Genomic DNA, 12100 nt, shown 5'->3' with positions numbered 1-12100 from the left:
GGAAAAATAAAGTGGCGTATTGTGCGCTAATGGAGGGAGAAAACCAACTCCCACGGCATATACCAAAGGTTAGCCAGAACCATCAGCAAAAGCGAACACCAGGTCGCGCTCATGCCGGAACGACGCCAGCGGAATAAGCGGTGGTGAAAGCCATAATAATGCATGAGTCGGCCAGCAATCAGAAGCAGGCCACAGACGTGAACCATCCAGGTTTCTGCGCCATTCATCTCCATAAACAGCAGTAAAATCAAGGCGACGGGGATGTATTCGACCGCATTACCGTGAATGCGGATAGCGCTTTGCAGTTCCGAAAAACCGCCGTCACCATAAGAAACGCGGTACTGCATTCTCAGACGCACAACATCAAATGAAAACTTAATCAGCAGTAATGCACCTAACACCGCATACAGCGCGCTGACCATACAAACTCCCTGTTTTTGGCAGATGGCACTTCACTATGATAGGGGGTGATATCAGAAAAGAGAAGATTGTTGTGGAATGGAGGGGGCGTTGCCCACGGTGGGAACCGCGGTCTGCAAGGCCTGCCAGAGAGCATCGACCAGTTCGGGTGCCTGCGCAATATCCGGTGTGTGCAAAAAGAGATAGGGCGTAGTGGTTTGCTCCCACTTTGCTAATTTTTGCAGCCAGACGGCGAACATCGCCTGATTTTGCTGCATGTTGTCGCTACCGATGAACCTGACCATCGGATTTTGCGCGGTGACGATGGCGTGGACCGGCACTTTCGGTTTTTTACGTTGCGCATCCACAATCGCTTCACTGTGCGGGATTGCACTGTGGACGGGGCGACTGTCAAGAATGACACGGTTGACCGCACGTTCCAGCAGGCCGCGGTTGAGCGCTATTTCTGCTTCACCTTTGGCAAAAAATTCAGCATGCCTGACCTCCACGCCGTAGGTAAACTCGCGGGGCAGGCTATCCAGAAACTGCCACAGGGCAGGCAGATCGCGCGGGCCGAACGTGGCGGGAAGCTGGAGCCAGTATTGCCCAATCCGGTTCGCCAGTGGCGACATGCGCGTAAAGAACTCTTCGGTTAAATCCCCGCAGTTGCGCAGCGCGGCGTTGTGGGAGATGGTCGCCGGAAACTTAAAACAGAACCTGAAATCGTCGGTCGTTTGCTCCCGCCAGCGTTCAACAATCTCCGCTTTAGGCAGCGCGTAGAGGGTCGTGTTGCCCTCGACACAGTTGAAGTGTCGGGCATATTCTTCCAGGCCGGTGATGCCCAGGCGCACCCATTTCGGGTGCGACCACTGGGGTAACCCCACATACATCATAGTGCGCTGAGGATCTCGTCCGTGCTGCGCACGCGTCCGATACGCGGGAAGATATGGGTCATGCTGCCCTGATGCTGTTCCGCGGAAGCCGCGCTGCAGGCATCTTCCGCAATGACCAGGTTAAAGCCCAGCTCCCAGGCGTTACGGGCGGTAGACTCCACGCCGATGTTGGTGGAAATGCCGCACAGAATAAGGGTGTCGATACCACGACGGCGGAGCTGCAGTTCCAGATCGGTTCCGTAGAATGCGCCCCATTGACGTTTGGTCACTTCGATATCGCTGTCGCGTTTGCCCAGCGACACCGGATACGTCCACCAGTTTTCCGGCAGGGCATGGGCGGGCGCCTGTGCATCAACGGGCTGTTTTAACGCCTCGGCGAAATCAGCGGACCAGCCGACGCGCACCATGACTACAGGGGCACCGCTGGCACGGCATTTTTCCGCCAGACGAGCGGCGCGGCTAACCACATCATCCGCAGCGTGCGGGCCACCGGCAAAGGGCAGGATCCCTTCCTGTAAATCAATCACCACAAGCGCGGTTTTGCTGGCATCCAGTGTTAACATCGTTACTCCCGTTAAATGAATCACTTCCGTAACACCATACGACGTGATGACCTGTAATGGGTCGGATAATTTTGTTAATTTTTGTGAGAATGCGCAATAAGAGTGCAGCAAACGACCGTCAGGCCGTGGTTCGCTCTTATCGTCCGGCGGAATTTCCAGTATAATAGCCGCCTTTTTTCATCCAGTTGTGACATACAGAAAGCTGCGACATAGTAGCCTGCATTCCAGGCGACATTTAGCCTGCGGCTAATTAAGGGATATCTCATGCGTACAGAATATTGCGGGCAGCTGCGTCAGTCCCACGTCGGACAGCAGGTCACCCTGTGTGGTTGGGTCAACCGTCGTCGTGATCTTGGTAGCCTTATTTTCATCGATATGCGCGACCGTGAAGGTATCGTTCAGGTGTTCTTCGACCCGGATCGTGCGGATGCGTTGAAGCTGGCTTCTGAGCTGCGTAATGAGTTCTGCATTCAGGTCACCGGTACCGTGCGTGCGCGTGACGAGAAAAACGTCAACGCAGACATGGCGACGGGTGCCATTGAAGTGCTGGCGTCCGATCTGGTTATCATTAACCGTGCTGAAGCGCTGCCGCTGGACTCCAACCATGTCAACACGGAAGAAGCGCGTCTGAAATACCGCTACCTGGATCTGCGTCGTCCGGAGATGGCCCAGCGCCTGAAAACCCGTGCGAAAATCACCAGCCTGGTGCGCCGTTTCATGGATGACCACGGTTTCCTCGATATCGAAACCCCGATGCTGACCAAAGCCACACCGGAAGGTGCGCGCGATTATCTGGTCCCATCCCGCGTACATAAAGGCAAATTCTACGCGCTGCCACAGTCTCCACAGCTGTTCAAACAGCTGCTGATGATGTCCGGTTTCGATCGCTACTATCAGATCGTCAAATGTTTCCGCGACGAAGACCTGCGTGCTGACCGTCAGCCAGAATTCACCCAGATCGATGTGGAAACCTCCTTCATGACCGCCGAGCAGGTGCGTGAAGTGATGGAAGCGCTGGTGCGTAGCCTGTGGAATGACGTGAAAGGCGTCGAGCTGGGCGATTTCCCGATCATGACCTTCGCCGAAGCCGAGCGTCGTTTCGGTTCCGACAAACCAGACCTGCGTAACCCGATGGAGCTGGTGGATGTTGCAGACCTGGTGAAATCCGTTGAGTTCGCGGTATTTGCCGGCCCGGCTAACGATCCGAAAGGCCGTGTTGCAGCCCTGCGCGTACCGGGCGGTGCGGCACTGAGCCGTAAGCAGATCGACGACTACGGCAACTTCATTAAGATCTACGGCGCGAAAGGTCTGGCCTATATTAAAGTAACCGAGCGTGCGAAAGGTCTGGAAGGGATCACCAGCCCGGTTGCGAAGTTCCTGAATGCGGACATCGTGGAAGCGATTCTTGAGCGCACCGGCGCGCAGGATGGCGACATGATCTTCTTCGGCGCTGACAACAAGAAAGTGGTTGCCGATGCGATGGGCGCGTTGCGTCTGAAGCTGGGCAAAGACCTCAGCCTGACCGACGAAACCAAATGGGCACCGCTGTGGGTTATCGACTTCCCGATGTTTGAAGACGACGGTGAAGGCGGCTTGACCGCGATGCACCACCCGTTCACCTCGCCAAAAGACATGACGGCGGCAGAGCTGAAAGCGTCTCCGGAAGATGCGGTGGCAAACGCCTACGACATGGTGATCAACGGCTACGAAGTGGGCGGGGGTTCCGTGCGTATTCACAGCGGCGAAATGCAGCAGACCGTGTTCGGCATCCTGGGCATTAACGAACAGGAGCAGCGCGAGAAATTTGGCTTCCTGCTGGACGCCCTGAAATACGGTACACCGCCACACGCAGGTCTGGCTTTCGGTCTTGACCGTCTGACCATGCTGCTGACCGGCACCGATAACATTCGTGATGTTATTGCCTTCCCGAAAACCACTGCCGCAGCGTGTCTGATGACCGAAGCGCCAAGCTTTGCTAACCCGACTGCACTGGCTGAGCTGGGCATTGAGGTGGTGAAGAAGGAAGAGAAAAACTGATATGACATACAAGCTTCCCGTTTCTGTCTTAGTTGTCATTTATGCCCAGGACACGAAGCGGGTGCTAATGTTGCAGCGGCGCGACGATCCTGATTTCTGGCAGTCGGTTACCGGCAGCCTGGAAGAGGGGGAAACCGCGCCGCAGGCCGCCGCGCGTGAAGTAAAGGAAGAGGTCACCATTGATGTTGCTCGCGAGCAACTGACCCTGAAGGACTGTCAGCGCACGGTGGAGTTTGAAATTTTTAGCCATTTACGTCATCGCTACGCGCCGGGCATTGAGCGCAATACGGAATCGTGGTTCTGTCTCGCGCTCCCCCATGAGCGGGAGATCGTGTTTACCGAACACCTGAACTACCGCTGGGTGGATGCGACGGATGCCGCCGCACTGACCAAGTCGTGGAGCAACCGGCAGGCGATTGAAGAATTTGTAATTAACGCTGCCTGAGAAGGCGCGATTTTTGGAGAACTTTTTATGGCAGGTCATAGTAAGTGGGCCAACACCAAACACCGTAAAGCGGCACAGGATGCCAAACGCGGTAAGATCTTTACCAAAATCATTCGTGAGCTGGTGACAGCGGCACGTCTGGGCGGCGGCGATCCGGCCTCTAACCCGCGTCTGCGCGCGGCGGTGGATAAAGCGCTGTCTAACAACATGACGCGTGACACCCTGAACCGTGCCATCGCACGTGGTGTAGGCGGTGATGAAGACGCGAACATGGAAACCATCATTTATGAAGGTTACGGCCCTGGCGGTACTGCCGTAATGGTTGAGTGTCTGTCCGACAACCGTAACCGTACCGTTGCGGAAGTGCGCCATGCATTCACTAAAACCGGCGGCAACCTGGGTACCGACGGTTCCGTTTCTTACCTGTTCAGCAAAAAAGGCGTCATCTCCTTCGAGAAAGGCGACGAAGATGTGATCATGGAAGCCGCCCTGGAAGCCGGTGCGGAAGACGTGGTGACCTACGATGATGGCGCAATTGACGTTTACACCGCGTGGGAAGAGATGGGCGCCGTGCGCGATGCACTCGAAGCCGCGGGTCTGAAAGCGGACAACGCTGAAGTCTCCATGATCCCGTCCACCAAAGCGGACATGGATGCGGAAACTGCGCCAAAACTGCTGCGTCTGATCGACATGCTCGAAGACTGCGACGACGTGCAGGAAGTGTATCACAACGGTGAAATCTCTGATGAGGTTGCAGCGACTCTCTGATGAGAGCGTATAAGCCGTTTACGGGAGACGCGTGATGTCGATTATCCTTGGGATTGACCCCGGCTCGCGCGTCACCGGTTATGGCGTTATCCGCCAGGTGGGACGCCAGCTAACCTACCTCGGCAGCGGCTGTATTCGCACCAAAGTGGACGATCTGCCGTCGCGCCTGAAGCTGATTTATGCGGGCGTGTCGGAAATCATCACCCAGTTTCAGCCTGATTTTTTTGCCATTGAGCAGGTCTTTATGGCAAAAAACGCCGATTCGGCGCTAAAGCTGGGGCAGGCGCGCGGCGTGGCGATTGTTGCCGCCGTGAACCAGGATCTTCCGGTGTTCGAATATGCCGCACGTCAGGTAAAGCAGACGGTGGTGGGGATAGGTAGCGCGGAGAAAAGCCAGGTGCAGCATATGGTGCGTACCTTGCTGAAGCTTCCCGCGAACCCGCAGGCCGATGCCGCCGATGCGCTGGCCATTGCGATCACCCACTGTCACGTCAGCCAGAACGCGATGCAAATGAGTGAATCGCGGCTCAATCTGGCGCGAGGCAGGTTACGATAAAGAGAAATCAGGCTGGATAAACATCCAGCCTTTTTTTATTATGTCGCCAGTCAAACATTTTCCAGAACGCAGGAGCGTCACGTGATAGGCAGACTCAGAGGCATCATTATTGAAAAACAACCCCCGTTAGTGCTGCTGGAAGTGGGTGGCGTGGGCTATGAAGTCCACATGCCAATGACCTGCTTCTACGAGCTGCCGGACGCGGGTAAAGAGGCGATTGTCTTTACTCAGTTCGTGGTGCGAGAAGATGCTCAGTTGCTTTACGGCTTCAACAACAAGCAGGAACGTACCCTGTTCCGCGAGCTGATTAAAACCAACGGCGTGGGGCCGAAGCTGGCGCTGGCCATTTTGTCCGGTATGTCTGCTCCGCAGTTCGTGAATGCCGTTGAGCGCGAAGATCCTGCGGCGCTGATTAAACTCCCGGGGATTGGTAAGAAAACCGCCGAGCGTCTGATTGTTGAGATGAAAGACCGCTTTAAAGGTCTGCATGGCGATCTGTTCACCCCGGCAACCGATCTGGTTCTGACGTCACCGGGGGCGCCGTCAACTGATGATGACGCTGAGCAGGAAGCGGTTGCCGCGCTGGTGGCGCTGGGCTATAAACCTCAGGAGGCCAGTCGGATGGTAAGTAAAATTGCCAAACCGGATGCCAGCAGTGAAACCCTGATTCGTGAAGCGCTGCGCGCTGCATTGTGAGGTAAAGGATGATTGAAGCAGACCGCATGGTATCGGCAGGCACCCTTCAGGCAGAAGACGTGGTGGATCGTGCGATCCGCCCGAAGCTGCTTGATGAGTATATCGGCCAGCCGCAGGTACGTTCCCAGATGGAGATTTTCATCCAGGCGGCAAAGCTGCGCGGCGATGCGCTCGATCACCTGCTAATTTTTGGCCCGCCAGGGTTGGGGAAAACCACGCTGGCGAATATCGTTGCCAATGAAATGGGCGTCAACTTGCGCACGACCTCCGGCCCGGTGCTGGAGAAAGCCGGCGATCTGGCGGCAATGCTGACCAACCTTGAACCGCATGACGTACTGTTTATCGATGAAATCCACCGTCTGTCTCCGGTGGTAGAGGAAGTCCTCTATCCGGCAATGGAAGATTACCAGCTGGATATCATGATTGGTGAAGGCCCGGCTGCTCGCTCCATCAAGATCGATCTGCCGCCGTTTACCCTGATTGGCGCAACGACCCGTGCCGGATCGTTGACCTCTCCACTGCGCGACCGCTTCGGTATCGTGCAGCGTCTGGAGTTTTATCAGGTGCCGGACCTGCAGCATATTGTCGGTCGTAGCGCGCGCTATATGGGGCTGGAGATGAGCGAAGAGGGCGCTTTTGAAGTGGCGAAGCGTTCGCGCGGTACGCCGCGTATTGCCAACCGCCTGCTGCGTCGCGTGCGCGACTTTGCCGAAGTGAAGCACGATGGCACCATTTCGGCAGAGATTGCCGCCCAGGCGCTGGATATGCTTAACGTCGATGCCGAAGGCTTTGACTATATGGACCGCAAGCTGCTGCTGGCGGTGCTGGATAAATTCTTTGGCGGCCCGGTCGGGCTGGATAACCTGGCGGCGGCGATCGGTGAAGAGCGTGAAACTATCGAGGATGTTCTGGAGCCGTATCTGATCCAGCAGGGATTCTTACAGCGTACGCCGCGTGGTCGTATGGCGACGGTGCGGGCGTGGAATCATTTCGGCATTACGCCACCGTCAATGCCGTAATGATGAGCAGGCGGGATGTTAAATTTCGCCTGCGACGCTCACCGATTAGTTACCTCATCTGATTTATCATCCATATTATTTTGGATAAATTTATCCTACCTATCATTTTAGATAATTCGCTTATTCCCTCTATGATGAATTTATAGCGATATCCATGCTATGAATAAATTTCATCATCACATCAGGAATAACAAAATGAAAACAATGACGGCTCTGACTATTGCCGCTCTGACTATCGCGGCTTTGTCTGGCGCCGCGAATGCCGCTATTTCCGGAACCCAAACATGGAAAATGGTGGATAATAAACTTGAAAATACCAGTAACGGACGAAAATTATGTATGACTGGCATTGCTTACCAGCAGGCGGTGATGGAGCCATGTGGTTCTAATCCAGAATTGCAGAATATTCGTGAGCTCAATTTCGCTATGAATGGGATGCTGATGCTGGAAACATATCCAGAATATGCCTTCGCACCAGCAAGCGGCAAAGTTTATATACGCGAATATGAACCTATTGCGAGTCATTGGGACTATGTTAACGGACAGCTGAAAAAAGTTGATACCGATGGTATTGTCAAGTGTCTTGATATGGAAGGCGGTATAAACGTCCCAGGTGCCAAATTGCATTTAGCAACGTGTACCAGGTAATAAAATAAGCACCGATAATTTTATCGGTGCTTATTTACGCTGGCACCCAACATGGGCGCACTCCAGAGGTTTAAGTCCCGCCATGCGTTGATCACAGCACATGAAGCGAAGCGCCACCCTCTGTGGAAGCGCCAATCGTTCATTCAGGCATTCGGTTGTTTTTTCATCATACTAAAAATAAACAACACCGCCGCACACAAGACCACTGACGGCCCCGCAGGCGTGTCATAGAACGCCGAGAAGGTTAACCCACCCGTTACCGCAATCATCCCGATAATCACGGCCACACCGGCCATCTGCTCCGGCGTGCGGGCAAAACGGCGCGCCGTGGCGGCAGGGATGATCAGCAGCGAGGTAATAATCAGCGCCCCGACGAACTTCATCGCTACGCCGATGGTTAATGCCGTCACCAGCATCAGCAGTAGCTTAACCCGCTGCAGCTTCACGCCGTCGACGAAGGCCAGGTCAGGGCTGACGGTCATCGCCAGCAGGTTACGCCACTGCCAGAGCAGAATACCGAGTACCACCGCCACACCGAAGGCGATGGAAATTAAATCTTCCGGCGTCACGGCAAGCAGATCGCCAAACAGATAGGCCATCAGGTCGACGCGGATATTCGACATCAGACTCACCACCACCAGACCCAGCGAGAGCGCGCTGTGGGCCATAATGCCAAGCAGCGTATCAATGGCGAGGTGCGGACGTTTCTCCAGCCAGACCAGCCCGGCTGCAAGCAGCAGGGTGACGACAATCACCGCGTAGAAGGGATTTACATCCAGCAGTAAACCAAAAGCCACGCCCAGCAAAGAGGCGTGCGCGAGGGTATCACCGAAATAGGACATTCTGCGCCAGACCACAAACGAGCCGAGTGGACCCGCGGCGCAGGCAAGCATAATCCCGGCCAGCCAGCCGGGCAGTAACAGTTCAATCATGAGTGTCCATTTCCCCGGCGCAGGACAATTCGTCCCTGTAAATCATGGCGGTGATTATGATGATGACGGTAAATACCCAGCTGTTCAGCGCCACGAGGGCCAAACATGGAGATAAACTCCGGGTGCATCGAGACCACTTCAGGCGTGCCGGAACAGCAAATATGATGGTTAAGGCACAGCACTTCGTCCGTTTTCGCCATGACAAGATGGAGATCGTGGGAGACCATCAGCACGGCGCAATTCAGTTCACGGCGAAGCTGATCGATCAAATCATAAAGCGCGACCTGACCATTAACGTCCACCCCCTGGGTAGGCTCATCAAGCACCAGCAGTTGCGGGCTGCTCAACAGCGCGCGCGCCAGCAAAACGCGCTGCGTCTCACCCCCGGAAAGTTTTTGCAGCGGCGCGTCAATCAGGTGGCCCGCCTGTACGCGTTTCAGCGCCGGGAGAATATCGGCTTTCCGCGTGCCGGGGCGCAGACGCAGAAAGCGACTCACCGTTAAAGGCAGCGTGGCGTCCAGATGTAATTTCTGAGGCACATAGCCGATACGCAATTTTTCCTCGCGGGTGATAACACCTTCATCGGGCGTCACCAGACCCAGTACAACCCGTACCAGCGTGGATTTACCTGCGCCATTAGGACCAAGCAGCGTCAGAATTTTGCCGGGCTTCAGATCCAGCGACACGTCAGAGAGGACGCGGCGCTGGCCGAAAGAGACCGAAATATTATCGAGAGAAACCAGTGTCGTCATGTCAATTTAAGCTTGAAGAAGTCAACGAATGTTATAATATCACATTCCACGCATTCACTACGATGATTAGTCGCATTATGTTACATAAAAATACGCTTCTTTTCGCAGCATTATCCGCTGCCCTTTGGGGTACAACCGCACAAGATGTTAACGCGGCAGTTGTCGCTTCGCTTAAACCGCTTGGATTCATCGCGTCGGCCATTGCCGATGGGGTGACGGAAACCCAGGTTTTGCTGCCTGACGGGGCCTCTGAGCATGACTATTCTCTTCGCCCTTCAGATGTAAAACGCTTACAAAACGCGGACTTAGTCGTCTGGATTGGACCAGAGATGGAAGCGTTTATGCAGAAGTCGGCCAAACAGATTCCAGGCGATAAACAGGTGGCGATTGCCGGGCTTTCCGGCGTGAAACCGTTGCTCATGAAAGGTACGGATGACGACGGTGATGAACATGACCATCACGCGGCAGAGGGTGAAAAAGGTGATGGAGATCACCATCATGGTGAGTACAACATGCATCTCTGGCTTTCCCCAGAGATAGCGCGGCTTTCAGCGGTTGCAATCCACGACAAATTAGTGGAACTTATGCCGCAAAGTCGAGCCAAACTAGACGCCAACCTGAAGGATTTTGAGGCACAATTAGCCGCAACCGATAAGCAGGTAGGTAATGAGCTCGCACCGTTGAAAGGAAAAGGGTATTTCGTTTTTCATGACGCCTATGGCTACTATGAAAAACACTATGGTTTGACCCCGATTGGGCACTTTACCGTCAACCCTGAAATTCAACCTGGTGCGCAGCGTTTACATGAAATCAGAACACAGTTGGTTGAGCAAAAAGCGACATGCGTTTTTGCTGAGCCACAGTTCAGGCCAGCGGTCGTAGAAGCCGTGGCCAGGGGGACATCCGTGCGCATGGGGACCCTTGACCCGCTAGGAACGAATATCCAGTTGAGCAAAGCGAGCTATTCGCAGTTCCTCAGCCAACTGGCGGACCAGTATGCGAGCTGCCTGAAAGGAGATTAACGAGGAAGTGAATACGTGCAACAGATAGCCCGCTCTGTCGCCCTGGCATTTAACAATCTGCCTCGACCCCACCGCGTTATGCTGGGGTCGCTTACAGTACTCACCTTAGCGGTCGCCGTCTGGCGGCCCTATGTTTACCACCCGAGTTCTGCCCCTATCATCAAAACCATCGAGCTTGAAAAGAGCGAGATCCGTTCTTTACTGCCTGAAGCCAGTGAGCCTATCGACCAGGCTGCTCAGGAAGATGAAGCGATTCCCCAGGATGAACTGGACGATAAAATCGAGAACGAGGCCGGGATCCACGAGTATGTTGTCTCTACCGGTGACACGCTGAGCAGCGTGCTCAACCAGTACGGTATCGACATGGGGAATATCAGTCAGCTCGCTGCTGCAGATAAAGACCTGCGTAACCTGAAAATAGGGCAACAGCTCTCCTGGACCTTAACGGCGGATGGCGATCTCCAGCGGTTAACCTGGGAGATGTCCCGCCGTGAAACCCGCACCTACGATCGCACTGCAAACGGTTTCAAAATGACCAGTGAAATGCAGAAGGGCGACTGGGTGAACAGCGTGATGAAAGGCACAGTAGGCGGAAGCTTCGTTTCCAGTGCCCGTGATGCCGGTCTGACCAGCTCTGAAATCAGTGCGGTGATCAAAGCCATGCAGTGGCAGATGGATTTCCGCAAGCTGAAGAAGGGCGATGAGTTTTCCGTTCTGATGTCTCGCGAAATGCTCGACGGCAAGCGTGAGCAGAGCCAACTGGTGGGCGTACGTCTGCGCTCTGATGGCAAAGATTACTACGCCATCCGTGCCGAAGACGGTAAGTTCTACGACCGCAGCGGTACGGGACTGGCGAAAGGCTTTATGCGCTTCCCGACGGCTAAACAGTTCCGCGTTTCCTCTAACTTTAACCCGCGTCGTCTGAACCCGGTTACCGGGCGCGTCGCACCACACCGTGGCGTTGACTTTGCCATGCCGCAGGGCACGCCGGTGCTGGCTGTGGGTGATGGTGAAGTGGTCGTGGCTAAACGTAGCGGTGCCGCAGGCTACTATGTCGCGGTGCGTCACGGTCGTACCTACACCACCCGCTATATGCACCTGCGTAAACTGCTGGTTAAACCTGGACAGAAAGTGAAACGTGGCGACCGTATCGCGCTCTCCGGCAACACCGGACGCTCGACCGGCCCGCACCTGCACTATGAAGTGTGGATTAACCAACAGGCCGTAAACCCGCTGACGGCGAAACTGCCACGCACCGAAGGCCTGACGGGTAAAGATCGTTCTGATTACCTGGCGCAGGTGAAAGAGGTGATACCGCAGCTGAGCTTAAACTAAGCCTTCTGTTTTTGTGAAAAAAGCCGGTGTCAGTA

The 12100-nt window shown here is 54.9% G+C and carries 14 protein-coding genes; 9 read left to right on the top strand and 5 right to left on the bottom strand.

The window, feature by feature from the left end; all coding sequences use genetic code 11:
- Positions 1 to 26 precede the first annotated feature (26 nt).
- Genes AAER43_RS14075 through AAER43_RS14065 form a run of 3 tightly spaced genes read right to left on the bottom strand, consistent with a single transcriptional unit; the run spans position 27 to position 1855 of the window.
- The gene (locus AAER43_RS14075) at positions 27 to 422 is read right to left on the bottom strand and encodes an MAPEG family protein (RefSeq protein ID WP_014884325.1); all 396 of its coding nucleotides are present in this window, start codon (positions 420 to 422) and stop codon (positions 27 to 29) included.
- 51 nt (positions 423 to 473) lie between these two features.
- Entirely contained in the window at positions 474 to 1292 is an 819-nt protein-coding gene (locus AAER43_RS14070) for a DUF72 domain-containing protein (protein WP_050861717.1), read from the bottom strand.
- The gene (locus tag AAER43_RS14065; RefSeq protein ID WP_014884323.1) at positions 1289 to 1855 is read right to left on the bottom strand and encodes a hydrolase; all 567 of its coding nucleotides are present in this window, start codon (positions 1853 to 1855) and stop codon (positions 1289 to 1291) included. Before AAER43_RS14065 ends, AAER43_RS14070 begins: the two co-directional genes overlap by 4 nt.
- 264 nt (positions 1856 to 2119) lie before the next feature.
- Here AAER43_RS14065 and aspS point away from each other — a divergent pair, with 264 nt between their 5' ends.
- From aspS to AAER43_RS14030, 7 genes are all read left to right on the top strand, one after another.
- Positions 2120 to 3892 carry an aspartate--tRNA ligase gene (gene aspS, locus AAER43_RS14060; RefSeq protein WP_050861718.1) on the top strand — a complete coding sequence of 591 codons (1773 nt, stop codon included), beginning with the start codon at positions 2120 to 2122 and terminating at the stop codon, positions 3890 to 3892.
- Between the two features lies 1 nt (position 3893).
- Complete coding sequence (gene nudB, locus AAER43_RS14055) at positions 3894 to 4337, top strand: dihydroneopterin triphosphate diphosphatase (protein ID WP_014884321.1); 444 nt, start codon at positions 3894 to 3896, stop codon at positions 4335 to 4337.
- Positions 4338 to 4364: 27 nt separating this feature from the next.
- Positions 4365 to 5105 (top strand): YebC/PmpR family DNA-binding transcriptional regulator, encoded by a 741-nt coding sequence (locus tag AAER43_RS14050; RefSeq protein ID WP_014884320.1) that lies wholly within the window; start codon positions 4365 to 4367, stop codon positions 5103 to 5105.
- 34 nt (positions 5106 to 5139) lie between these two features.
- Positions 5140 to 5661, top strand: coding sequence for a crossover junction endodeoxyribonuclease RuvC (ruvC, locus tag AAER43_RS14045; protein ID WP_014884319.1), 522 nt, complete (start codon positions 5140 to 5142; stop codon positions 5659 to 5661).
- Between the two features lie 81 nt (positions 5662 to 5742).
- Positions 5743 to 6357 (top strand): Holliday junction branch migration protein RuvA, encoded by a 615-nt coding sequence (gene ruvA, locus AAER43_RS14040; protein WP_023330723.1) that lies wholly within the window; start codon positions 5743 to 5745, stop codon positions 6355 to 6357.
- Between the two features lie 8 nt (positions 6358 to 6365).
- Positions 6366 to 7376 (top strand): Holliday junction branch migration DNA helicase RuvB, encoded by a 1011-nt coding sequence (gene ruvB / locus AAER43_RS14035; RefSeq protein ID WP_342701991.1) that lies wholly within the window; start codon positions 6366 to 6368, stop codon positions 7374 to 7376.
- 195 nt (positions 7377 to 7571) lie between these two features.
- Entirely contained in the window at positions 7572 to 8024 is a 453-nt protein-coding gene (locus AAER43_RS14030; RefSeq protein ID WP_050861719.1) for a hypothetical protein, read from the top strand.
- A gap of 143 nt (positions 8025 to 8167) precedes the next feature.
- Here AAER43_RS14030 and znuB read toward each other — a convergent pair whose 3' ends face one another.
- The gene (gene znuB, locus AAER43_RS14025; protein WP_050861720.1) at positions 8168 to 8956 is read right to left on the bottom strand and encodes a zinc ABC transporter permease subunit ZnuB; all 789 of its coding nucleotides are present in this window, start codon (positions 8954 to 8956) and stop codon (positions 8168 to 8170) included.
- Positions 8953 to 9708 (bottom strand): zinc ABC transporter ATP-binding protein ZnuC, encoded by a 756-nt coding sequence (gene znuC / locus AAER43_RS14020; RefSeq protein ID WP_014884314.1) that lies wholly within the window; start codon positions 9706 to 9708, stop codon positions 8953 to 8955. The genes znuB and znuC overlap by 4 nt, the downstream gene beginning before the upstream one ends.
- Positions 9709 to 9785: 77 nt before the next feature.
- On the opposite strand from znuC, the gene znuA reads away from it, so the two are divergent.
- Both znuA and mepM read left to right on the top strand, forming a co-directional pair.
- The gene (znuA, locus tag AAER43_RS14015; protein ID WP_057057614.1) at positions 9786 to 10730 is read left to right on the top strand and encodes a zinc ABC transporter substrate-binding protein ZnuA; all 945 of its coding nucleotides are present in this window, start codon (positions 9786 to 9788) and stop codon (positions 10728 to 10730) included.
- 15 nt (positions 10731 to 10745) lie between these two features.
- Positions 10746 to 12065, top strand: a complete 1320-nt coding sequence (gene mepM / locus AAER43_RS14010; RefSeq protein WP_014884312.1) for a murein DD-endopeptidase MepM — start codon at positions 10746 to 10748, stop codon at positions 12063 to 12065.
- Positions 12066 to 12100: the final 35 nt, after the last annotated feature.

It is taken from the genome of Enterobacter sp. FUJ80071, assembly GCF_038739915.1.
In the GTDB taxonomy this organism is placed as follows: Bacteria; Pseudomonadota; Gammaproteobacteria; order Enterobacterales; family Enterobacteriaceae; genus Enterobacter; species Enterobacter kobei.
Note: the sequence above shows the minus strand (reverse complement) of the source record. Positions and strands in the feature narration are given on the sequence as shown.